Annotated in this window: 26 protein-coding genes; 12 read left to right on the top strand and 14 right to left on the bottom strand. The window is 60.4% G+C overall.

Annotation, left to right across the window (positions count from 1 at the left end; all coding sequences use genetic code 11):
* The first annotated feature begins 56 nt into the window (after window positions 1-56).
* Window positions 57-1,394 (top strand): amidohydrolase, encoded by a 1,338-nt coding sequence (locus tag ACA041_RS07800; RefSeq protein WP_497440588.1) that lies wholly within the window; start codon window positions 57-59, stop codon window positions 1,392-1,394.
* Between the two features lie 75 nt (window positions 1,395-1,469).
* Here ACA041_RS07800 and ACA041_RS07795 read toward each other — a convergent pair whose 3' ends face one another.
* Window positions 1,470-3,143, bottom strand: coding sequence for a DEAD/DEAH box helicase (locus ACA041_RS07795; RefSeq protein ID WP_497440587.1), 1,674 nt, complete (start codon window positions 3,141-3,143; stop codon window positions 1,470-1,472).
* A gap of 422 nt (window positions 3,144-3,565) precedes the next feature.
* Here ACA041_RS07795 and ACA041_RS07790 point away from each other — a divergent pair, with 422 nt between their 5' ends.
* Entirely contained in the window at window positions 3,566-4,357 is a 792-nt protein-coding gene (locus tag ACA041_RS07790; RefSeq protein ID WP_497440586.1) for a crotonase/enoyl-CoA hydratase family protein, read from the top strand.
* Between the two features lie 110 nt (window positions 4,358-4,467).
* On the opposite strand, the gene ACA041_RS07785 is transcribed toward ACA041_RS07790, so the two are convergent.
* Entirely contained in the window at window positions 4,468-5,223 is a 756-nt protein-coding gene (locus tag ACA041_RS07785) for a spermidine synthase (protein ID WP_497440585.1), read from the bottom strand.
* Between the two features lie 149 nt (window positions 5,224-5,372).
* Between ACA041_RS07785 and ACA041_RS07780 the strand changes: the two genes are divergently transcribed.
* A complete protein-coding gene (locus ACA041_RS07780; RefSeq protein WP_497440584.1) occupies window positions 5,373-6,719 on the top strand; it encodes a class II 3-deoxy-7-phosphoheptulonate synthase in 1,347 nt (448 codons plus the stop codon).
* A 123-nt stretch (window positions 6,720-6,842) separates the two neighbouring features.
* Here ACA041_RS07780 and ACA041_RS07775 read toward each other — a convergent pair whose 3' ends face one another.
* The 3 genes from ACA041_RS07775 to ACA041_RS07765 form a co-directional block, all read right to left on the bottom strand.
* The gene (locus ACA041_RS07775; RefSeq protein WP_497440583.1) at window positions 6,843-8,072 is read right to left on the bottom strand and encodes a winged helix-turn-helix domain-containing protein; all 1,230 of its coding nucleotides are present in this window, start codon (window positions 8,070-8,072) and stop codon (window positions 6,843-6,845) included.
* A gap of 67 nt (window positions 8,073-8,139) precedes the next feature.
* Window positions 8,140-8,379: a DUF1127 domain-containing protein gene (locus ACA041_RS07770; protein ID WP_497440582.1), complete on the bottom strand. Its 240-nt coding sequence runs from the start codon at window positions 8,377-8,379 to the stop codon at window positions 8,140-8,142.
* Between the two features lie 163 nt (window positions 8,380-8,542).
* Complete coding sequence (locus ACA041_RS07765) at window positions 8,543-8,764, bottom strand: DUF1127 domain-containing protein (RefSeq protein WP_497440581.1); 222 nt, start codon at window positions 8,762-8,764, stop codon at window positions 8,543-8,545.
* Window positions 8,765-8,859: 95 nt separating this feature from the next.
* On the opposite strand from ACA041_RS07765, the gene ACA041_RS07760 reads away from it, so the two are divergent.
* On the top strand, window positions 8,860-9,714 hold the full coding sequence (locus ACA041_RS07760; protein ID WP_497440580.1) for a LysR substrate-binding domain-containing protein: 855 nt from the start codon (window positions 8,860-8,862) through the stop codon (window positions 9,712-9,714).
* Here ACA041_RS07760 and ACA041_RS07755 read toward each other — a convergent pair.
* Entirely contained in the window at window positions 9,704-10,453 is a 750-nt protein-coding gene (locus tag ACA041_RS07755; protein ID WP_497442023.1) for a sulfite exporter TauE/SafE family protein, read from the bottom strand. The two genes, ACA041_RS07760 and ACA041_RS07755, sit on opposite strands and share 11 nt — an antisense overlap.
* A 109-nt stretch (window positions 10,454-10,562) precedes the next feature.
* On the opposite strand from ACA041_RS07755, the gene ACA041_RS07750 reads away from it, so the two are divergent.
* The 3 genes from ACA041_RS07750 to ACA041_RS07740 all read left to right on the top strand — a co-directional run bounded on the left by ACA041_RS07750 (window position 10,563) and on the right by ACA041_RS07740 (window position 12,744).
* Window positions 10,563-11,519 (top strand): LysR family transcriptional regulator, encoded by a 957-nt coding sequence (locus tag ACA041_RS07750; RefSeq protein ID WP_497440579.1) that lies wholly within the window; start codon window positions 10,563-10,565, stop codon window positions 11,517-11,519.
* 85 nt (window positions 11,520-11,604) lie between these two features.
* A complete protein-coding gene (locus tag ACA041_RS07745) occupies window positions 11,605-12,066 on the top strand; it encodes a MarR family winged helix-turn-helix transcriptional regulator (RefSeq protein ID WP_497440578.1) in 462 nt (153 codons plus the stop codon).
* A gap of 258 nt (window positions 12,067-12,324) precedes the next feature.
* A complete protein-coding gene (locus ACA041_RS07740) occupies window positions 12,325-12,744 on the top strand; it encodes an organic hydroperoxide resistance protein (protein WP_497440577.1) in 420 nt (139 codons plus the stop codon).
* A 228-nt stretch (window positions 12,745-12,972) separates the two neighbouring features.
* Here the strand turns inward: ACA041_RS07740 and ACA041_RS07735 are convergent, their stop codons facing one another.
* Entirely contained in the window at window positions 12,973-13,542 is a 570-nt protein-coding gene (locus ACA041_RS07735; protein WP_007943632.1) for an elongation factor P, read from the bottom strand.
* A gap of 48 nt (window positions 13,543-13,590) precedes the next feature.
* Window positions 13,591-14,733, bottom strand: coding sequence for an elongation factor P maturation arginine rhamnosyltransferase EarP (gene earP, locus ACA041_RS07730; protein WP_497440576.1), 1,143 nt, complete (start codon window positions 14,731-14,733; stop codon window positions 13,591-13,593).
* Window positions 14,734-14,856: 123 nt separating this feature from the next.
* Between earP and ACA041_RS07725 the strand changes: the two genes are divergently transcribed.
* The gene (locus ACA041_RS07725) at window positions 14,857-15,267 is read left to right on the top strand and encodes a hypothetical protein (protein WP_497440575.1); all 411 of its coding nucleotides are present in this window, start codon (window positions 14,857-14,859) and stop codon (window positions 15,265-15,267) included.
* Window positions 15,268-15,269: 2 nt separating this feature from the next.
* Window positions 15,270-15,752 carry a GreA/GreB family elongation factor gene (locus ACA041_RS07720; protein ID WP_497440574.1) on the top strand — a complete coding sequence of 161 codons (483 nt, stop codon included), beginning with the start codon at window positions 15,270-15,272 and terminating at the stop codon, window positions 15,750-15,752.
* Window positions 15,753-15,764: 12 nt separating this feature from the next.
* Here the strand turns inward: ACA041_RS07720 and cysB are convergent, their stop codons facing one another.
* The 5 genes from cysB to ACA041_RS07695 form a co-directional block, all read right to left on the bottom strand.
* A complete protein-coding gene (gene cysB, locus ACA041_RS07715) occupies window positions 15,765-16,739 on the bottom strand; it encodes an HTH-type transcriptional regulator CysB (RefSeq protein WP_497440573.1) in 975 nt (324 codons plus the stop codon).
* Window positions 16,740-16,852: 113 nt separating this feature from the next.
* The gene (locus tag ACA041_RS07710; protein ID WP_497440572.1) at window positions 16,853-17,356 is read right to left on the bottom strand and encodes a universal stress protein; all 504 of its coding nucleotides are present in this window, start codon (window positions 17,354-17,356) and stop codon (window positions 16,853-16,855) included.
* Between the two features lie 94 nt (window positions 17,357-17,450).
* Window positions 17,451-18,356: a 5'-nucleotidase gene (locus ACA041_RS07705; protein WP_497440571.1), complete on the bottom strand. Its 906-nt coding sequence runs from the start codon at window positions 18,354-18,356 to the stop codon at window positions 17,451-17,453.
* A gap of 25 nt (window positions 18,357-18,381) precedes the next feature.
* Window positions 18,382-19,338 (bottom strand): putative 2-dehydropantoate 2-reductase, encoded by a 957-nt coding sequence (locus ACA041_RS07700; RefSeq protein ID WP_497440570.1) that lies wholly within the window; start codon window positions 19,336-19,338, stop codon window positions 18,382-18,384.
* Window positions 19,335-19,721 (bottom strand): YbbN family protein, encoded by a 387-nt coding sequence (locus ACA041_RS07695; RefSeq protein WP_497440569.1) that lies wholly within the window; start codon window positions 19,719-19,721, stop codon window positions 19,335-19,337. Before ACA041_RS07695 ends, ACA041_RS07700 begins: the two co-directional genes overlap by 4 nt.
* Between ACA041_RS07695 and ACA041_RS07690 the strand changes: the two genes are divergently transcribed.
* Together ACA041_RS07690 and ACA041_RS07685 are read left to right on the top strand one after the other, a co-directional pair.
* Window positions 19,720-20,163 (top strand): PilZ domain-containing protein, encoded by a 444-nt coding sequence (locus ACA041_RS07690; protein WP_497440568.1) that lies wholly within the window; start codon window positions 19,720-19,722, stop codon window positions 20,161-20,163. The genes ACA041_RS07695 and ACA041_RS07690 overlap by 2 nt on opposite strands.
* A gap of 169 nt (window positions 20,164-20,332) precedes the next feature.
* Window positions 20,333-21,409, top strand: a complete 1,077-nt coding sequence (locus ACA041_RS07685; protein ID WP_497440567.1) for a 3-deoxy-7-phosphoheptulonate synthase — start codon at window positions 20,333-20,335, stop codon at window positions 21,407-21,409.
* Window positions 21,410-21,484: 75 nt separating this feature from the next.
* On the opposite strand, the gene ACA041_RS07680 is transcribed toward ACA041_RS07685, so the two are convergent.
* Complete coding sequence (locus ACA041_RS07680) at window positions 21,485-21,772, bottom strand: GNAT family N-acetyltransferase (protein ID WP_162437525.1); 288 nt, start codon at window positions 21,770-21,772, stop codon at window positions 21,485-21,487.
* 633 nt (window positions 21,773-22,405) lie between these two features.
* Between ACA041_RS07680 and oprI the strand changes: the two genes are divergently transcribed.
* Complete coding sequence (gene oprI / locus ACA041_RS07675) at window positions 22,406-22,657, top strand: outer membrane lipoprotei OprI (protein WP_003172710.1); 252 nt, start codon at window positions 22,406-22,408, stop codon at window positions 22,655-22,657.
* Window positions 22,658-22,770 lie beyond the last annotated feature (113 nt).

Here is a 22,770-nt window from a genome sequence, read left to right as displayed (position 1 = left end):
GCTGCCCTCAAGTCATAGGCACTGAAGCCAAACAATAATAGTCATGGAGATTACCGATGCAGCTGACCCGCATTGCACAAACTTGCTTTCTGACCCTGTTCGGCGTAATGGCCGGCCACGCCGGCGCCGATACCCTGGAAGGCGCCCGCACGCACATCGCCGAACAGGCCAAGGCCCTGGAACCCGAGCTGCTGGAAACCCGCCGCGACCTTCATGCCCACCCGGAACTGGGCAACACCGAAAAACGCACCGCGGAACTGGTCGCCAAACAACTCCGGGGCATGGGCCTGGAAGTGAAAACCGGCGTAGCCCGCACGGGTGTCGTGGCCATCCTCAAAGGCGCCCTGCCCGGACCGACCGTCGCGTTGCGCGCCGACATGGATGCGCTGCCGGTCAAGGAAGTCTCGGACCTGGCTTTCGCCTCGAAAGCCAAAGGCACCTACCTCGGTAAAGAAGTCGACGTGATGCACGCTTGCGGCCACGACGCCCACACCGCCATCCTGCTCAGCACGGCGAAAATCCTGACCGGCATGCGCGACACCTTGCCCGGCACGGTGGTGTTCTACTTCCAGCCGGCGGAAGAAGGCCCGAGCGATTTCATCCCCGACGGTAAAAACACTTGGGGTGCAAAAATGATGATCGAGGAAGGCGTGATGAAATCGCCGAAACCGGACGCGGTCTTCGGCCTGCACGTCTGGGCCGGCGTCCCCGCCGGCCGGATCGCCTATCGCCCCGGCCCGACCCTGGCCAGCTCCGATGACCTGCGCATCAAGATTCTCGGCAAGCAGACCCACGCCGGGCGGCCGTGGGACGGCATCGACCCGATCACGGTCGGCGCGCAAACCATCGTCGGCCTGCAAACTGTGGTCAGCCGCCGCACAGACATCTCCTCTTACCCGTCGGTGGTCAGCATCGGCACCATCAATGGCGGCACCCGTTACAACATCATTCCCGAGTCGGTGGACATGAGCGGCACCATCCGCTCCTACGACTACGGCATCCGCCAGAAGCTGCACGCGGACGTACGCCAGACCGTGGAGAAAATCGCCGAAAGCGGCGGTGCCAAAGCCGAAGTGACGATCATCGAGAAGTATGACCCGACGATCAACAACCCGGCGCTGACCGAGAAAATGCTGCCGACCTTGCGCTGGGCGGCCAAGGACGATGTGGTGCAGGGGCCATTGGTGGGTGGCGCGGAAGACTTTTCCTTCTATGCCAAGGAGGCGCCCGGGCTGTTTGTATTCCTGGGAGTGACCCCCAAGGATCAGGACATGAGTAAGGCTGCGCCGAATCATAACCCGGGGTTCTTTGTCGATGAGGCGGCGCTGGTGGTAGGCGTGCGGACGCTTGCATCACTGGCCACGGATTACCTCTACGCCAACGCCAAACCCTGAGGCAAAACCCGGACAAAAAAAATCCCCGAACCAGTCGGGGATTTTTTATCTTCGATCAATCAGCCCGAAAGCGGATCAATCTTCGCGATAGCGACGCAGCTTCAACTGCTTGCCGGCAACGCGAGTGTCCTTCAGCTTGGTCAGCAGACGCTCCAGACCATCTTCCGGCAGCTCGACGAGGCTGAAGCTGTCACGCACCTGGATGCGACCGATGGCTTCACGCGCCAGACCACCTTCGTTGAGGATGGCGCCCAGCAGATTCTTGGCAGCGATACCATCACGCGCACCCAGCGCGGTACGGCAACGAGCACGACCTTCGGCCAACGGAACCGGAGCGCGACGCTCACGATCACCACGGTCCGGACGATCACCGGTACGCTCTGGACGATCGCCACGCGGTGCGTTGTTCGGCACCAGTGGACGTTCTTTCTCGATTGCAGCCAGGGTCAATGCCTGGGCATTGGTTGCCTTGCGCAGCAGAGCAGCGGCCAGTGCACGCGGGGTGCAACCGATGTCGGCAGTCAGGCGATCCAGCAGCTCACCGTGGGTCGATTCGGCATCGGCCACCAGCGGCGACAGGCTGTTGGTCAGTTTCTTGATGCGGGCATCGAGAACGGCCTGAGCGTCCGGCAGGCGAACTTCGGCAACTTTCTGACCGGTAACACGCTCGATCACTTGCAGCATGCGGCGCTCACGCGGAGTCACCAGCAGCAGTGCACGACCTTCGCGACCGGCACGGCCGGTACGGCCGATACGGTGAACGTAGGATTCCGGATCGTACGGCATGTCAACGTTGAACACGTGAGTGATGCGCGGAACGTCCAGACCACGAGCGGCAACGTCGGTCGCCACAACGATGTCCAGACGGCCATCCTTGAGGGATTCGATCACGCGCTCACGTTGGTTCTGGGCAATGTCACCGTTCAGCGCAGCGGCTTTGTAGCCTTTGGCTTCCAGGGCACTGGCCAGGTCCAGGGTCGCTTGCTTGGTGCGCACGAACATGATCAGGGCGTCGAAGTCTTCAACTTCCAGCAGGCTCAATACAGCCGAGGTCTTCTGGTCAGCGTGAACCAACAGGTGAGCCTGTTCGATCGCGGTAACGGTCTGGGTCTTGGTCTGGATCTTCACGTGTTGCGGATCGCGCAGATGGCGTTCGGCAATGGCACGGATCGACTGCGGCAGGGTGGCCGAGAACAATACGGTCTGACGGGTCGCTGGCAGCGCCTTGAAGATGACTTCCAGGTCGTCCATGAAGCCCAGCTTGAGCATTTCGTCAGCTTCGTCGAGAACCAGGTGGTTCACAGTCGACAATACTTTTTCGTCGCGACGCAGGTGGTCGCACAGACGGCCCGGCGTGGCGACAACGATCTGTGCGCCATTACGGATTGCTTTCAGTTGTGGACCCATAGGGGCGCCGCCGTAAACGGCCACAACGGTAACGCCCGGCATTTGCTTGGCGTAGGTTTCGAAAGCGGTTGCTACTTGCAGCGCCAACTCACGGGTTGGCGCCAGGATCAGGGCTTGCGGCTCGCGCTTGGCAGGATCGATGCAGTGCAGGATCGGCAGGGCGAACGCGGCGGTTTTACCCGTACCGGTTTGCGCCTGGCCAATCATGTCTTGGCCGGCCATGATGATCGGGATCGATTGCTGCTGAATAGCCGAAGGCTCTTCGTAGCCGGTCGCGATGACGGCTGCAAGGATATTCGGATTAAGATTAAAAGCGGCGAAGCCGCCGGTTTCCTGGGTCATGGGTCTGCCTCTAAGTGCATCCGCAAAGACCCATGCTCCAAAGCTGCGCATGCCGTGTAAGACTCAAGAGTCGCCCTGGCTGCTTTGTCGGCGGGGATTTGCGAAAACGAATGAATGAAAAAGATTCGTCAAGGGAGAGTCCGCTGTGCGGACATGCAGCCGAAGCTGGCTTCGGGGAATTGCGCTACCTAAACGCGGCCCGGTTAAAGGCCGGCGCGCACTATACCGGAATTCGGCCAAAAAGGGAGCATTATTTGTCGGAAAACTGACGTATACACCGTTATGTCACAGGCTTTGCGGATAATCGGACAAAGGTCTATTTTTCAAAGGCCCCGGCCCTGCTGGCGATCGCGCTAAAACGGTTAACCCTGGTGTCGCCGACCGGCAATCCGATACCCCCTTCCCGCCCGAGGAAATGCTCCATGAATCAGCCCGGTTCCAGTCGTGTCACCCGTGAACGACAGGGTCATGTCCTGTTGATCGGCCTGGATCGGACGGCCAAGCGCAACGCCTTCGATATCGAGTTGCTCAACGAATTGAGCCTGGCCTACGGCGAATTCGAAGCCGACAGCGAGGCGCGGGTGGCGGTGGTGTTCGGACATGGCGAACACTTCACCGCCGGGCTGGATCTGGTCAGTGCCAGTGCGGCCCTGGTCGAAGGCTGGCAGGCTCCGCCCGGCGGCTGTGACCCCTGGGGAGTGTTTGCCGGGCCCCGGGTGAGCAAACCGGTGATCGTCGCCGCGCAAGGCTACTGCCTGACCATCGGTATCGAGCTGATGCTGGCCGCCGACATCAACCTGTGTGCGAGCAACACCCGATTCGCCCACAAAGAAGTACAGCGCGGGCTTTTCCCGTTCGGCGGCGCCACCTTGCGCCTGCACCAAGTCGCGGGCTGGGGCAATGCCATGCGCTGGCTGCTGACCGGCGATGAATTCGATGCCCATGACGCCTTGCACCTGGGGTTGGTGCAGGAGGTCATGGCCAGTGAGGATTTGCTGCCGCGAGCGCTCGAGCTGGCCGAGCGGATTGCCCGGCAGGCACCGCTTGCGGTTCAGGCGACGTTGATGTCAGCCCGGCAGGCGCGCTATGAAGGGGAGACCGCGGCGGCGCAGGGGTTGCCGGCGCTGGCGAAGAAGTTGCTGGCCAGTGAGGATGCCAGGGAGGGGGTGAGGTCGTTGGTGGAGAAGCGGCCGGGGGTGTTCAAAGGGGTTTGAAATTTGTGTCGATTGGGCGGCCTCTTCGCGAGCAGGCTCGCTCCCACATTTGAACCGCGATCCTATGTGGGAGCGAGCCTGCTCGCGAAGGGGCCCGCACGGACAACGTCTCATGTCGCCGGGCGGATGGCCTTGATCAACGACTGCAACGAATACCCCAACCGCGGTGCCAGCCCTTCTGCCCGGGCCATCAGCCCGTCCATGTCCAGTTCCTGATCCAGCTCCGAAGGCACCAGTAGAATCACATTGCCCTCCTTCACCGGCAGTTCCCAGTAATGCCGGTGATAAAGCCCGCGCAACAACGCCGCGCCCAAGGGTTTGCCATCATCGGTGGCCCATTGGTTGATCACCAGCCAGCCACCCGGGTTCAGGCGTTTCTGACAGTTTTCCAGAAAGCTCCAGGCCAGGTGGCCGACACCCGGGCCGACATCGGTATAGAGGTCGACGAAAATCAGGTCGGCCGGTTCCGCCGTATCCAGCAGCTCCAGGGCATCGCCGACCCGGATATACAGGCGCGGATCATCGTCCAGCCCCAGGTATTCGACGGCCAGGCGCGGCACGTCGGGGCGCAGTTCGATGGCTTCGACGTCTTCCAGCGGCAAAAACTTCAGGCAGGCCTGGGTCAATGTACCGGCACCCAGACCGAGAAACAGCGCGCTTTCCGGCTGCTCGTGGCACAGCGCGCCAACCAGCATCGCGCGGGTGTAATCGTACTCGAGCCAGCTCGGGTCGGCGGTGAACACGCAACTCTGCTCGATGGCATCACCGAACTCGAGAAAACGGTAATCGGCCACTTCCAGCACGCGAATCACGCCGAACTCATCCTGTACCTCGGCGAGCAGATGCTCGACGCGCTCCTCAGTCATTTCGTCTCCTGATCGTTACCGGGCCCGGCAACGCAATACACCGCAGGGTTGAAGCGGCAAAGAGGCGATTGTCCGCGAAGCGACGGGAACAGGTCACGCACTAATTACTGATAACATGACAGTCCGAGCGTAAAACACTAGAGACCGTGATGAGCCAACCCTGGAGCCCTGACAGCTGGCGCGCCCTGCCGATCCAGCAACAACCCCATTATCCGGACGCCGCGCATTTGCAGCAGGTGGAGCAAACCCTGGCCAGCTATCCGCCGCTGGTGTTTGCCGGTGAAGCCCGGGAGTTGCGTCGTCAGTTTGCCGAAGTGACCCAGGGTCGCGCATTCCTGTTGCAGGGCGGCGACTGCGCCGAAAGCTTCGCCGAGTTCTCCGCCGCGAAAATCCGCGACACCTTCAAAGTGTTGCTGCAAATGGCGATCGTCATGACCTTTGCTGCCGGTTGCCCGGTGGTCAAGGTCGGACGCATGGCCGGGCAGTTCGCCAAACCGCGTTCGGCCAATGACGAAACCATCGATGGCGTGACCCTGCCGGCCTACCGTGGCGACATCGTCAACGGCATCGGTTTCGACGAGAAAAGCCGCGTGCCGGACCCTGAGCGCCTGCTCCAGTCCTACCACCAGTCCACCGCGACCCTGAACCTGCTGCGCGCCTTCGCCCAGGGCGGTTTCGCCGACTTGCATCAGGTGCACAAGTGGAACCTGGACTTTATCGCCAACTCGGCCCTGGCGGAAAAATACAGCCACCTGGCCGATCGCATCGACGAAACCCTGGCCTTCATGCGCGCCTGTGGCATGGACAGCTCGCCGCAACTGCGTGAAACCAGTTTCTTCACCGCCCACGAAGCGCTGCTGCTGAACTACGAAGAAGCCTTCGTGCGTCGCGACAGCCTGACCAACGATTACTACGATTGCTCGGCGCACATGCTCTGGATCGGCGACCGCACCCGTCAGTTGGACGGCGCTCATGTCGAGTTCCTGCGCGGGGTGAATAACCCGATCGGGGTCAAGGTCGGCCCAAGCATGAAGCCTGAAGATTTGATCCGCCTGATCGACGCGCTCAACCCGGACAACGACCCGGGGCGCCTGAACCTGATTGCACGGATGGGCGCGAACAAGGTCGGCGATCACTTGCCGCAGCTGATCGGCGCGGTGCAGCGTGAGGGCAAGCAAGTGCTGTGGAGTTGCGACCCGATGCACGGCAACACCATCAAGGCCAGCAGCGGCTACAAGACCCGCGACTTTGCGCAGATCCTGGGTGAGGTGAAGCAGTTCTTCCAGGTTCACGAAGCGCAAGGCAGTTATGCCGGCGGTATTCACATCGAGATGACCGGGCAGAATGTGACCGAGTGCATCGGTGGTGCGCGGCCGATTACCGAAGACGGGTTGTCGGATCGGTATCACACCCATTGCGACCCGCGGATGAATGCCGATCAGTCGCTGGAATTGGCGTTTCTTATTGCCGAGACCCTGAAGCAAGTCCGGCGCTGAGTCAGTAAGTCTTTGGATGCCTGATACACCGCCATTGCGAGCAAGCTCGCTCCCACGGTTGACCGGGTTGCCCAGACGGACGCGGTCAACTGTAGGAGCGAGCTTGCTCGCGATGGCGTCAGTTCAATCACCACTGAGCTGTGCCAATGCCACCCTCAACCGCGCCGCACTCGCCCGCGGACAGTTCAACTGAACCCGCTCCAGCCCCAGCCACTGCGCCATCCGCCGCAGATTGACCGCCAACGCCAGCATCCCCTCCTCATCCAGCCCCGGCTCCTCCTCATGCACCGCGTGCACCGCCAGCCTGCCCAGCGCCCGCTCCGCGCGCAGATCCACCCGCGCGGCAATCCGCTCGTTGTGCAAGAACGGCAACACGTAATAGCCATAGACCCGCTTGTGCCGGGGCGTGTAAATCTCCAGCCGGTAGCGAAAATCGAACAGCCGTTCGGTGCGGCTGCGTTCCCAGATCAGCGAGTCGAAGGGTGACAGCAGCGCACTGGTCTGAACCTTGCGCGGCACTTTCGGCTCGGGCAGGCAGAACGCCGGTTGGCGCCAGCCCTGAACCTCGCAGGTCAGCAAGTCACCGCGTTCGACCAACTCCGCCAGGCGCGGCCGGCTGTCTGCCGGACCCAGGCGAAAATAGTCGCGCAGGTCCTTTTCCGTACCGACACCCAAGGCCGTTGCCGCGTGCAGCAACAAACCACGCTGCGCCTCGGCTTCCGAGAGCTGGGGCTGCTGCAGAATCGTCGATGGAATCACCCGCTCCGGCAAATCATAAAGCCGCTCGAATCCGCGCCGCCCGGCCACGGTCACTTCACCGGCGGCGAACAACCATTCCAGTGCATGTTTCTCCGCGCTCCAGTCCCACCAGGGCCCTGCCCGTTCTTGCCGGGTCGAGAGACTGCCGGCCCCCAGCGCGCCAAGCGCCTGAACCGAGGCCAGCACCCGGCGTATCGTCTCCTGCTGCTCCCGGCCGAACCGCGCCAGTTGCTGATAGATATCCTCGCCACGGCTCGCGCGCAGCATGCGCCAGCGCATCAACGGGTACATCGACAGGGGCAGCAGCGAGGCTTCGTGCCCCCAATATTCGAACAGCGTGCGTTGCCGGCCCTGACCCCAGGCAGCCTGGTCAAGTAAATCAGCCGAGTAATGGCCGAGGCGGGAGAACAACGGCAGGTAGTGCGAGCGCACCAATGCATTGACCGAGTCGATCTGCACCGAACCCAGGCGTTCGATCAATCGATTGACCCGGGCCGACTTGACCAGCGGTGGCGGCTGACGCCCGGTAAATCCCTGGGCAGCGAGTGCCAGGCGTCTGGCCTGTTTCAAGGAAAAGCTCGAGGAAGTGGACATTCAACGGTCCATGGCGAGGTTTCTCCCCACCTTAGCGACCTGGGCATAAAACGCCAGCGCCGCCGTCTTATCGCTTGAGCGGATCGTCCCAGAACGGCCGGGCCGACTCCATCATGACCTCAGCCCGACTCAAGCCGATATCGCGCAGACAGTCGTCGCTCAAGCGCGCCAGTTCGGCGCGGTCCCTGCTCAATTGTCCCCAGCGCTTCAGCTGCGCCGTTGCCCTGGAGAGCGGCAGGCCGACCCTGCTCAAGGTCGTACTCAATGTCTGTAGCGTGCTGTTTCTTGCAGTCAATATTCGTTCCATGAAGTGACTCCTCTACGTCGAGGCGGCAGTCTTGGGCAGTTGTCGGATTCGCTCCAGCGAATGTCTATGACTGCCTGTTTCTGCTCGGCACAGACCCAATTTTTCCGGGCATTGCGCCTGAATCATGGGGTTGTGACCAAGCATGTCTCACCGACCATTGAGCTTATTTTCCATTGCTCAGGGGGTCTTGCCAGAAGTGTCGCTCGGCTTCCTGCGCGACATCCGCGCGAGTCAGACCGATATCCTTCAACGCTTCATCACTCATACCCGCCAACATTTCCCGTTCGCGGTGCAGTTCGTACCAGCGGTTGATCTTGTGCAGCAGGTCGGACACCAGGTGGATGGAGTGTTTTTCTACCGTGATAAAATCGTTTTGACCTTTCATCGTGTTGCCCTCCGTTTGGATGGCTCAAGTGTCGCGCCGGCGCTAAGATCAATCCAACGAATGTTTCTGATGCAACACATCTCGGAGATTGATGAATGTCCGCCTACCCGAGTATCGACACCGAAGTGCTGCGCACCTTTGTCGCCATTGCCGACCAGGGCGGTTTTACCCGCGCCGGTGAACACGTCAACCGCACCCAGTCCGCCGTGAGCATGCAGATGAAGCGCCTGGAAGAGGACGTGTTGCAGCGCCAGTTATTCCAGCGCGATGGACGGCAGGTGCGGCTGACGGCTGAAGGCCAGGTGCTGCTGGGTTATGCTCGACGCATCCTCAAGCTGCACAGCGAGGTGTTCAATACCTTGCGCGAACCGCACATGGTCGGCACGGTGCGCATCGGCACACCGGACGACTACGTCATGCGCTTTCTGCCGGGGATTCTGCGTCGATTTGCCCAGTCCTATCCGCTGATCCAGATCGAGGTGCACTGCGAATCATCAAAACAATTGCTGCTGCGCCAGGACCTGGACCTGTCCATCGTCACCCGGGAACCGGGCAACGAGATCGGCCAGTTGCTGCGCAAGGAGCGGTTTGTCTGGGCCGAAGCGCAGTGCTACAGCGTGCATGAGCAGACGCCGTTGCCGCTGGCGATGTTCAACAGCGACTGTTTCTGCAGGCTGTGGGCGTGCAATGCGCTGGACGCCATGGGCCGCGATTACCGCGTCGCCTACAACAGCTCCAGCCTGTCGGCGATCATGGCGGTGGTCAGTGCCGGCCTGGCCATCACCGCACAACTGGAAAGCCTTATCACCCACGACATGCGCATTCTCGGTGAAGCCGAAGACCTTCCGGTCCTGCCAGAGGCGAGCATCATGCTGCTGCGCAACCTGCACAATCCGTCGCCGATCACCGAGTGCCTGGCCGAGCACATCGTCGAAGGCTTCAAACTTTAACGGCGAGCATCACCGCGCACACCACCAGGAACCCGCAGAACAGCCCGCGCAGCAGCCGCTCCGGCAAGGCGTGGGCGACCTTCACCCCCCAACTGATGCTCATCAGGCCGCCGACCGCCAAGGGCACGCCGATCATCCAGTCCACTTCATGGTGCACTGCATAAGTGACCAGCGTGACACTGGTACTCGGTAATGCCAGCGCCAGTGACAGCCCTTGCGCAACCACCTGGCTGGTGCCGAATATACTGGTCAAAACCGGCGTTGCCACCACCGCCGCGCCCACGCCAAACAAGCCGCCCATGCTGCCTGACGCGGCGCCGAGGACACCCAGCCACCTTGGCGAATTGTTCATCTGCGCCGAAGGCGGCGAAGGGGTGATGAACATTCGCACCAGGTTGTAGGCCGACAGCGCAACCAGGAACGCAACAAACGCGATGCGCATGGTTTGCGCATCGATGCCGACCGCCCAGATCGAGCCGATCCAGGCGAAACAGAAGCCCATCGAAGCCAGCGGCAAGGCAAGGCGCATCTCGATCCGGTTGCGCTGGTGATAACGCCACAGCGCCAGCATGACATTGGGCACTACCATCACCAGCGCCGTGCCTTGGGCGATCTGCTGATCGAGGCCGAACAGCACGCCCAGCAGTGGAATCGCGACCAGACCGCCGCCGATGCCGAATAATCCACCCAGGGTTCCCAAGGCGGCGCCGAACACCAGGTACATCAAAAACTCGATCACTTGCCATTCCCTCAACGTCAGTGTGTTCATGCTACGCAGTCAGCTCTGGCAGGGAAACGCACAGCAACGCACAATGGCAATGCCAAATTCGCACAAGCGCAGACGATGCATGAATCCCAATCAATTGACCGAGCAACTGGGCCTGTTCCTCGACGTGCTGGAAACCGGCAGCTTTTCCGCCGCGTCCCGCCGCCATCCACTGACTCCATCGGCAGTGGCGCGACGCATCGACAGCCTGGAAAATGCCGTTGGCAGCCAGTTGTTCATGCGCAGCACCCACGCGGTGCGGGCGACACCGGCAGGATTGGCCTTTGCCGAGCGCGCGCGGCGGATCGTGGCAGAACTGCAGTTGGCCCGGGCGGAAGCGGTATCCCTCAGCAGTGCACCGGAGGGTCTGATCCGGATTGATGCGCCGGCAGCGTTCGGTCGGCTGCACCTGGCGCCGGTGATCGCCGATTTTCTGCTGCTCTACCCCGGCCTCGACGTGCAGCTGCATCTGATCGAGAGTTTTGTCGACATGCAGGGCTTGAACCTGGGCAAGGTCGACCTGGTGCTGCGCGCCGGGCAACTGGCCGACACCCGGCTGGTGGCCACACCGCTGGCCAGCATGGTACGTATCGCCTGCGCCAGCCCCGACTATTTGCAGCAACAGGGTGTACCGACTGATCCGGCGCAACTGGCCGAACATGCCGGTCTCGACTGGGAGGGCCTGGCGCCGCCCTTCGCCTGGCGCTTCGAGCGCGACGGGCACCTGCAGCTTCACCGCCCTGGGCGCATCCGCCTGAGCGCCAATAACGCCGAAGCGCTGCTCTGCGGCGCACTGGCCGGGCTGGGTGTCGCGCACTTGCCCACCTGGCTTACCAGCGAGCACTTGCTGCGCGGCGACCTGCTGCCGTTGTTCTGCGAGAACGGCCTGCCGCCACCAGAGACCACCGGCATCTATGCCCTGCGCCTGGAGCGACAAGCCGATTCACGCAGTCGCTTGTTGCTGGAATACCTCAAGACCCGCTTCAGCCCGGTGCCGCCGTGGGATCTGGCGCTGCAGAACAGCCTCGAGCGTCACTGATGCCTGGAATGCTTGCACCCGAATTATCTGGCGCGTTAAAGATTCGCCCGCTAGATTTGTCACGATCACTGATCAAGGCTTCGAAATGACCACCAAGCGCAACACCCCGGATAACTGCGACGAACTGCTGCTGGATAACCAGGCCTGCTTCGCCCTGCATTCCACCTCGTTGCTGATGACCAAGGTCTACAAGCCGCTGTTGCAGGCATTGGGTCTGACCTATCCGCAATACCTGGCGATGATGGTGTTGTGGGAACGGGACGGTTTGACCGTAGGCGAAATCAGCACGCGACTGCTGACGGATCCTGGCTCGCTGACCCCCCTGCTCAAACGCCTGGAGGTCGAAGGCTTGCTCAGCCGTACCCGCAGCCGTGAGGATGAGCGAGTGGTGATCGTTGAACTCACCGAGCAAGGCCGCGCCCTGCGGGACAAGGCCCGTGATGTGCCTCGGTGCATTCTCGGCGCCAGCGGGATGACGCTGGACAGGCTGCAGAAACTGCAAGCGGAGCTGCAGGAGCTACGCAGTAATCTGCAAGACAGCCTCTGATCCCAGCAACACCTCGATCCATTGTGGGAGGGCGATCTCGGATCACCTTCCTCAAAAAATTCACTGTCGAAGAACCCCTTTCCCGACCGCTCTGATTCTGCAATCCCCTCATACCTGAACTCGCGCCTGATCAGTCTCATCAAATCCTTTTCCGAAATTTAGCTTGCGCACTAAACATTAGCGCGATACATTCATTTCGCACTTATTTAGCGCGCAAACATTTAGCGTAAACAAACAGACCCGAACGAGGCTTTCTCCATGCAAACTCTCTACACCGCAATCGCAACCTCCACCGGTGGCCGTGACGGTCGTGCGGTTTCCAACGACAACATCCTCGACGTCAAGCTCGCCACGCCCAAGGAACTCGGCGGTGCCGGCGGCGCAGCGACCAACCCTGAGCAACTGTTCGCAGCCGGCTACTCCGCCTGCTTTATCGGCGCGCTGAAATTCGTCGCCAGCCAGACCAAACGCAGCATCCCCAATGACGCTTCGATCACCGCTCATGTCGGCATCGGCCAGATCCCTGGTGGTTTCGGGCTGGACATCGACCTGCACATCAGCCTGCCCGGCCTTGAGCAAGCCGATGCGCAAAGCCTGGTCGAAGCAGCCCACCAGGTCTGCCCGTATTCCAACGCCACCCGGGGCAATGTCGATGTGCGCTTGCACGTGACTGTCTGATCGTTGGGAACGAGCACTGTGCAACTCGAGGGACTGAAGAAATAACGCCGTACAAATGTGGGAGCGAGCCTGCTCGCGATGGCGGCGGCACCTTCAACATTGATGTCGACTGTTCTACCGCCATCGCGAGCAAGCTCGCTCCCACATGTTCTGCGTTGGTCTCTAAATCACAGCAGGCACAAAAAAGCCCGACTCAATGGTCGGGCTTTTTCATTCCTGAAGCGGTGCTTATTTCGCACGGCCTTTGTAGGAACCGCCTTCGCGGGTATCGATCTCGATCATGTCGCCGATTTCGATGAAGTCGGCAACCGACAGTTCGGTACCGTTCTTCAGTTTGGCAGGCTTCATCACCTTGCCGGAAGTGTCGCCGCGAGCGGAACCTTCGGTGTAGTCGACCTGACGCACGATGGTGGTCGGCAGTTCTACGGAAACCAGACGCTCTTCGAAGAAGATCGCTTCGCAGACGTCGGTCATGCCTTCTTCGACGAAAGGCAGAACGGCTTCGATGTCTTCAGCGTTCAGCTCGTACATGGTGTAGTCGGTGGTGTCCATGAACGTGTAAGTGTCGCCGCTGATGAAGGACAGGGTCGCTTCCTTGCGGTCGAGGATCACGTCGTCCAGTTTGTCGTCGGCGCTGTAAACGATCTCGGTCTTGTAACCGGTCAGCAGGTTTTTCAGCTTGGTCTTCATGATCGCGCTGTTACGACCGGACTTGGTGAATTCAGCTTTCTGAACCAGCCAAGGATCGTTTTCGAGACGGATCACGGTACCGGGTTTCAGTTCTTTACCAGTTTTCATTGCGAATATCCGAATTTGGATGGGATTTACAAAAATCTAGGCCGCGTATCATATCCAATTTACATAAAACTGTACCAGCGCCGCGGCAAGATCAGCCTGCAAGGCCTGTTCCAGACACCACGCTTCGGCATGTTTTTGCAGTTCGGGCCAGTGTTTGCGGGTCGATTGCCAGTGGTCGGTCATTGTCTCACCCGCGTTCCATGCCCGCCAGAGACCGCTGATCGCCTCGCTGGCAGGCGGCGAAAGACCTTTTACATAGCGCTCAAGGAAGGCCTCGAGCTTGTCCAGATGGACATCTTCTTCCTGCTGATAGATGTGCCAGAGCAACGGCCGCCCAGCCCATTGCGCGCGGACAAAGGAGTCTTCGCCGCGCACGGCGTTGAAATCGCAGCTCCATAACAGCTGGTCATACTGATCCTGTCGGACGAATGGCAGGACTTGCACGGTCAAGGCTTCGCGCACATGCACGGCGCCGGCCGCCAACCCGTCTACGCCCAACCAGCGTTCGACGTCTCCGAGAATCCGCCCTTCCGGTACCAGCAGATGGGTGGGCATCGAATCGCCCGCCAGGGTGTCGAGCCAACTCGCCAGCCCGGTATTCTCGTAGGCAAACAGCGAGATCAATTGCGCGCCCTCGGCGCGATCGATCCTCAGGCCTTGCAGGAATTTTCGCTGGGCCTCGGGACTTTGCTGAAACTGCCGACGCCGCTCCAGCAACCCGTTCTCACGCAATAACCCACCGGTGCCCTTCTCGAACCCGGGGAAGAAAAAGAACTTCTGCACGTGCTTGTACTTTACCGACGGCAAACCGTGGCAGCCAACGATCCAGTTCTCGGCGCTCAGATAGTCGAGATTCATCCAGAGCGGCGGTTTTTCCCTCGCGGCCATGGCGTCCATGTAAGCACCGGGCAACTGGCAAGCGAAGGCGGCGATGACCACATCAGCCGCCTCGGTGGGTTGCCAGTCGGCCGTCCACTGACGCACCTCGACCCCCTCTTGCCATTGCTGTGAGGCGTTGAGGTCGATGGCCGGACACAAGCGTTCAAAGGCGCGCAGATCATCGACCCACAGGCGCACCGCCAGCGAATGCTCGGCCACCAGTTGTCGGGCCAGGCGCCAGGTCACACCGATGTCGCCAAAGTTGTCGACCACGGTGCAAAAAATATCCCAGCGGGTTTTCAGTTCAGGCATTCCAGGCTCCCGTTGGCAAAGGCGCCGATTCTGCGCATAAATTACCCCGTACAGAAGACCCGACGGCGATTAATCTTCATGCGACAATCGCCACTGCCCGCGACCATCCGCCAGGAGGCAGCCATGCCCTACCGATCCAACCCGCGCCGGCCGTTGCCGATCCAGCTCAAGGCGTTGCAACTGAGTACCAGCATCGCCCTCGGTCTGTGGCTGGGATTCATGGCAATAGCGCTGACCGCCTGGCTCGCCTCGCGCCTGTTGTTCAGCGAGCAACTGGCACCCGTCGCCGCCGCGGTAGAGCAACTGGCCAAACCGCCGGTGGTGGCGCAGCCGGTGCCGGATATTCCACCCCAGAGCCCGCTGTTCGACCAGTATGAAGAGAATCTGCGCAAGAACGAGCAGCAGCAACGCCTCGATCAGGCTCGCGGCAGCAACCGCAACCTGGCCAATCCGAAATGCCAGTTCTGGCTGCAACAGGACCGCACCGCACCCAGCGAAAAAAGCCGGGCCAATGTCATGCAATTCTGCGACTGACCATGAATAAACACTCTGTCCACCAACTGATTCTCGACAAGCTGCGGATCGATCTCGACATCGCCGAGCGCGCCGCGCAAACCGCTTACGAAACCGCGACCCATGAAGAGAACATCGCCGAAAACAAGTACGACACCCTGGGGCTGGAGGCGTCTTATCTGGCGGCCGGACAGGCTAAACGGGTGGAAGAAATCAGGCAGTCACTCACGCTTTGCCAGAACCTGATTCTGCGCCCCTACGACAATCGGCGCGGCATCGAAGTCGGCGCCCTGCTCGGTCTGAAGGACGAGAAGGGTCGCGAGCAATGGCTGTTCCTGGCCCCCGACGCGGCCGGCTTGAAGATCGATCTGGTGGGGCAGCTGATCACCGTCATCACCCCTCGCTCGCCACTGGGCAAAAGCCTGCTGGGCAAGTTCGACGGCGACGAGGTGGAGATCCTGGTGGCGGGCACTCGGCAACAGTTCGCTGTCACCGAGGTGATCTAGGAGGGCAGGCGCTTAATGGACCGGTAGCTCGACGCCGTCGAACAGTTCTTCCAGTTCCTGCTTGTTGTGGCACTGAATGGCCTTGGCCATGACTTCGCGGGTCAGGTGTGGCGCAAACTTCTCGATGAAGTCGCACATGAAGCCACGCAGGAAGGTGCCGCGACGGAAACCGATCTTGGTGACGCTGGATTCGAACAGCTCGCTGGCATCGAGCATCACCAGGTCACTGTCGAGTTTGCTGTCCACCGCCATTTTCGCCACGATGCCCACGCCCAGGCCCAGCCGCACGTAAGTCTTGATCACGTCGGCGTCGGCCGCCGTGAACACCACTTTGGGTGTCAGGCCGCGATGGCTGAAGGCTTCGTCGAGCTTTGAACGTCCGGTGAAACCGAACACATAAGTGACGATCGGGTATTCGGCCAGGGCTTCGAGGGTCAGCTTCGACAGCTTGGTCAGCGGGTGGCCGTGCGGCACGACCACGCAGCGGTTCCAGCGATAGCACGGCATCATCACCAGATCGCCGAACAGTTCGAGCGCTTCGGTGGCGATGGCAAAATCCACGGTGCCGTCAGCGGCCATTTCCGCGATCTGCATCGGCGAACCCTGGTGCATGTGCAGGGCAACGTCCGGGTATTGCTTGATGAAATTGCTGATCACCGGCGGCAAGGCATAACGGGCCTGGGTGTGCGTTGTGGCAATCGACAGGGTGCCCTTCTTCTCGTTGGAGAATTCCTGGGCGATCTGCTTGATGCTTTCTACCTTGCGCAGGATCTCGCCGGCGGTGGTGATGATGCGCTCGCCGGCCGGTGTGACGCGAGTCAGGTGCTTGCCGCTGCGGGCGAAAACCTCGACTCCCAATTCGTCTTCCAGCAGGCGGATCTGCTTGCTGATGCCCGGCTGCGAGGTGTACAGGCTTTGGGCTGTTGCCGAGACGTTGAGGTCGTGGTGCGCCACTTCCCAGATGTAGCGCAGTTGTTGAAGCTTCATATCAATCCCTCAAAGCAGGTAGACGCCACGGGCATCAGCGACGGTATATAACTATATTAATGGTTTGAAGAATAAATCTAGAACTTTTTTGTCAAACTGCCGTTATTCGTGTTCTAGCGATCCCCTTGGCGCCGACGCTCCACCCGGGGTACCAGATAGACCGGCACCCGCGACAGTTGCAACACCCGCGCCGCGGTCCTGCCCAGCGGCGTTTCCGCGCCAGCCCCATGGCTATGACTACCTACGATCAACAAATCCACGGAGAGTTTCTGCGCCTGGTCGAGAATCACCTGCGACGGGTCGCCCTGCAGCACCCGCACCGCCTTGATCCGTTCCAGGTCCTGCACACCGTCCTCTCCCAGCTCCTCACGAAAGCTGTCGAGGACCCGCCGCTCGATATTGGCGATCACCGTATTCAAGCCCTGATTGTGAAACTCGTTCAGCGCCTGCTCATCGAGGTAACTCTGCAGCACCGACTCGGCGAACAGCCCCATCGGCTCGACGGCGTGCACCACATAGAGGTCGGCGTTGAATGTTTTCGCCAGCGCCAGGGCATGCTGCATCACCAAAGGCGCGTACAGGCCGAGGTCAGTGGCATATAGCATCGAACGAATCATATGACCTCCTCGAGTGCCAACATGGCGGAGATTGATTCAGCTTAGCAGTGCCTTGGCGAGTACGACGGGCCGTGCAACACCTTGAAGCGCAGGCTTAAACCTTTTGCTCGTTGCTTATGCCGTGGGGCACATGACCAGTGGCAACCACCTCGCGGGCCAACTCGCAGTGGCCGGCCTGATCGTCGAAAAACACGTCAGCGGCAAAGGCTTCGAGAAACGCCGACTTGGTCAGGCCGCCGAGGAACAACGACTCGTCCAGACGAATGTCCCACTCGCGCAAGGTGCGGATCACCCGCTCATGGGCCGGCGCCGAACGCGCCGTCACCAGGGCCGTACGAATCGGACAGGCGTCGTCGGGAAACTCGCGCTGCAACAGGTTGAGGGCGGCCAGGAAGCCTTTGAACGGTCCGCCGCGCAAAGGCTCGCGGGCCGCTTCGCGTTCGCTGGCCTGGAAGGCTTCCAGACCACCGGACTGATAGACGCGCTCCGATTCGTCGGAAAACAACACCGCGTCGCCGTCGAAGGCAATGCGCAACTCATCGCTGGCCGCACGACTGGCGCCGCCGGACAGAATGGTCGCCGCGGCAAACCCGGCATCCAGCGCACTGCGCACGTCTTCGGCATGGGTGGAGAGAAACAGGTCGCAGCCAAAGGCCTTCAGGTACGGATAAGGACTGCGCCCGCCGACAAAGGCCGCACGGGAAATCGCCAGGCCATAATGATGGATCGAATTGAACACCCGCAGCCCGGTGTCGGCACTGTTGCGCGACACCAGGATCACCTCGACCCGGGCGCGGCCCAGATGGGTATTGAGGTTCAGCAGTTTCTGCACCAACGGGAATGCATCGCCGGGCTCGAGGATTTCGTCTTCGTGTTCGATCTGATACTGCCGGTAGGCCTCGACACCGCTCGACAGATAGACCTTGTGGCTTTCGCTCAGGTCGAACAACGCTCGCGAGGAAATCGCCAGCACCAGTTTGTCGTCGATAGTTTTCGCCATGCCCTTCCCCCTCAGGTTGACCGACTCAGGTGTTACGTCGATCGATAAAACTCAAACTGCGGTACAACGCTTCAACTCGCGGCAACTCGCACCCTGCCGCCTTGGCCGCCGCCAGGGGCCGGGCGTAAATCGCCGCCAGCTCGAGCGGTCGGTTGTGCAGGAAATCGTGGTACATGCTCGGCCAGTAGTCGGGCATTTTCTCGGTCACTGCGAACAGGTGCTCGGCATAACCGGCAGGAATCTGGTGACCGCAGGCGGTTGCGCCCCGAACCACCTCGGCCATCAGCGCCTTGATCAGTTCCCGGCTGTCGGCATCGGCCATCAGGGGTGTGGTGCTTGCACCGAGCAGCACCGAAAGACCGTTATACGGGATATTCCACACCAGTTTTTGCCAGCGCGCCTGGTGCAGGTTCGTCATGGTTTGGGAGTCGATGCCAGCGGCGCGAAACAGCCTGGCGCCCTCCTCGAGAATGACCATGCGCGTCGGCTCATCGACGGCGGGACCGCTGTGGTAACCGACATGCACCGCGCCAAGTGCCTGATGGGTGATGATCCCGGGCCCGGCTCGATGGACGCAGATATAGCAGAGCCCTCCCAGCAGGTGCAGGGAATCGGGAAGCCTCTCGCGCAAGCTGTCTTCGACGTCCAGGCCGTTTTGCAACAACAGCACTTTGGCATTCGGCGCCGCAGCCTGAATGATCGCCGGCGCCAGATCCGCATTGCCGGTGGTCTTGGCACCCACCAGCAACCAGTCGCAGGGCGGCATGTCTTCGGCCGTCGAACAGGCCTGGACCGGGTTTAATGTCAGTGCACCATGCACCGCACTGTCGAGTTGCAACCCGCGTTCGGCCACGGCCGAAAATTCACTGCGCAACAGAAAATGCACATCGAAACCGGCTCGCGCCAGCATCACCCCATAAAACCCGCCGATCGCACCGGTTCCGATAATACCGATTGTCGGTTTGGCTACTGCACCCGTCATGGCAACTCCTCTGCTGTCCTGGTCAGCGCCTGACCTACGGCCACATTGAGATCGTCACGGGTCAGGCGTGATTTCAGTGTCCCAAAAAACTCACCGTCGCGTACCACGAACAGCGCGGGCAAATGTAAGACCTGGTAACGCTCGACGATCCCGCCATTGTTCCCGGCATCTATCCAGCACAACCGATCCACGTCCAGATCCAGGCGTGGCAGTCGCTCACGGGCAAACCGGCAACCGGCGCAGCCGATACTGGTGAAAATCACCAGCGAAACACCGCTCATCGCCAGCAGCCGTTGGTCGGCGTCGAAATCAGTCAGTTCCAATTCGACCACTATACTGGTGGGAACAATGTCAGATGGCCGACACATGGAGTCCGTGCTCATGGGACGTTTTCTTCCTCATCCTGACGATGTACCCGTTGAATTGACGTTGCTCACACCCGAGTGTATTTCGCGGCAACAGCTGCACACTATCAGCCTCGGGGGCATGGCTTGCAATTACCACCGTGCGTGGCGTCACGGAACGGCGCTGGAAGTGCGCATGCCGAGCGTGAACCCGGACCTGCGCTACCTGGGTTATGTGGCCTGGTGCCTGCGACGCAAGCACGGCTATCTGGTGGGCATCGCTTTCGTTGACGAGCAGACGCTATTCACGGCGCGAATGGGCGAGCAGGTGTGCCAGATCGAACGTTATTGCCGCATGCATGATACCCACAGCGACTTGCACGATAACCAGGCACTGGCCCTCGAATGGGTCCAGGAGCACGCCGACGAGTTCTCCCACGACACGGTTCGCCGGGCATTTGCACAACCAGTGCTGGAATAAGCGACGCTCTCGCAGGGTTTCCCAACGCGTTGTTGCTTCAAACCGGTGTCTGCCCATTGTCGAGCCACGGTGTAACGCGCTAAGGTTCGGCTCCCCGACGCGCTTAATTTGCTGTGCTCCGCCGCGCGGGTTCGCTGGCGGCCGGCACCCGTGACCTGACGAGTAAACGATGGCTGATTTACCGATCAACGACCTAAACGTCGCCTCCAACGAGACGCTGATCACTCCTGATCAGCTCAAGCGTGATATCCCTCTGAGCGACGCTGCCCTGCGCACCGTCACCCAGGGTCGCGAAGTCATTCGCAACATTCTGGACGGCACCGATCACCGCCTGTTCGTCGTCATCGGGCCTTGCTCGATCCACGACCTCAAGGCTGCCCACGAATACGCCGAGCGCCTGAAGGCACTCGCCGCGGAAGTGTCCGATACCCTGTATCTGGTCATGCGCGTGTATTTCGAGAAGCCACGTACCACCGTCGGCTGGAAAGGCTTGATCAACGACCCGTACCTGGACGATTCCTTCAAGATCCAGGACGGCTTGCACATCGGCCGTCAGTTGCTGCTGGACCTGGCCGAGATGGGCCTGCCGACCGCGACCGAAGCCCTCGACCCGATCTCCCCGCAGTACCTGCAGGACCTGATCAGCTGGTCGGCCATCGGCGCACGCACCACCGAGTCCCAGACTCACCGTGAGATGGCCTCCGGCCTGTCCTCGGCTGTCGGCTTCAAGAACGGCACCGACGGTGGCCTGACGGTGGCGATCAACGCCCTGCAGTCGGTTTCCAGCCCGCACCGTTTCCTGGGGATCAACCAGGAAGGTGGCGTGTCGATCGTCACCACCAAGGGCAACGCCTACGGTCACGTGGTATTGCGCGGTGGCAACGGCAAGCCGAACTACGATTCGGTCAGTGTCGCGCTCTGCGAGCAGGCGCTGAACAAGGCGAAGATCAAGCCGAACATCATGGTCGACTGCAGCCACGCCAACTCCAACAAGGACCCGGCCCTGCAACCGCTGGTGATGGAGAACGTCGCCAACCAGATCCTCGAAGGCAACCAGTCGATCATCGGCCTGATGGTCGAAAGTCATCTGAACTGGGGCTGCCAGTCGATCCCTAAAGACCTCGCCGACCTGCAATACGGCGTGTCGATCACCGATGCCTGCATCGACTGGACCGCTACCGAAACCACCTTGCGCAGCATGCATGCCAAGCTCAAGGATGTGCTGCCGAAACGCGCACGCACCTGATCGCTGCTTCAGAAAAAAAAAGCGCCAGACAAAAAAACGCCGGGCTGAGCCCGGCGTTTTTTCATGCGTTGGCGTTCACTGGCTCAGCTTCGCGGCATGTCGCTGGTGACGCTCCATGTAGCGCTCCACGTAGGAGCACGACGGAATGACGGTGTAACCCATTTCCTCGGCGTATTGCAGCGCCTGCTCGGTCAATGCCGCCGCAATGCCACGGCCACGCAGCGCGTTGGGCACGAAAGTGCGATAAATATCCAGGGTCTGTTTTCCCAGGTCCATATAGGTCAGGTAGGCACGATGACCGTCCACGGTGGTCTCGAACTGATGACCAGCCTGGTCATGGTGGATGGACAACGCCTCGCTCATCACTACTCCTCGCGGGTCTTGAATTCTGACCCCTACCTTACCGATGTTTTTCCGGCGAAGGAACATCTACGCCACCCCGTGCCTGAAAGGACACCGAGAAGAGCTGCACGATCTCGCGCAACCGGGCACGTACAAATAGTAGGCACCATTGGCAAAAATGCTCAAGGTACGCTCGTCATCATGCAGGTTGGCGGGTGCCGCTCCGAGTAGCGCAGGGACGGCTCGACCGGGTATTGCCCCAGGTCGGCGCCCGAACATTGCCGGATATTGAGACTTAGACGAACGCCCCTCGTTAAAGTCACCTCAACTAGGAGAAAGATATGAGAGGTGCCGCACACATGCTGAACAAAAGTGTAGACGAATCCATATAGACAGACTTTGCCCAAGACCGGTAAAACTGCTGCGGGCACGGGGAACTTTTTACCCGGGCTCGCTCAACTCGGGCCTCGCAGCTGGATATTTTTTAAACAATGCAGTTAAAAGTTGCTCGAAAAAGAATCAACGCCTACAATTTTTTTTGCTTCTTGCTACACGTCAGTTTACTTACTAGAAGTAATGGGTAGTATGTACGCCGGCCATTTCCTCACTCTGAGGAGACAGCTACTAAATAGAAAGTCCTTGAAGGGGAACACGATGAACAACGTTCTGAAATTCTCTGCTCTGGCTCTGGCCGCAGTTCTGGCTACCGGTTGCAGCAGCGTATCGAAAGAAACCGAAGCACGTCTGACCGCTACTGAAGACGCAGCAGCTCGCTCCCAGGCTCGTGCAGACGAAGCTTACCGTAAAGCTGATGAAGCTCTGGCTGCTGCTCAAAAAGCACAACAGACTGCTGACGAAGCTAACGAGCGTGCTCTGCGCATGCTGGAAAAAGCTAGCCGCAAGTAATAGTCCTTCGGGATTGTTATCAAGCCGACCCATTCATGGGTCGGCTTTTTTTTGCCTGCGGTTTCGTCCAGACAAAAAAAACCGCCGACGCGGTCAGCATCGGCGGGTTCGTT

The organism is Pseudomonas sp. LBUM1676 (assembly GCF_059695605.1).
Note: the sequence above shows the minus strand (reverse complement) of the source record. Positions and strands in the feature narration are given on the sequence as shown.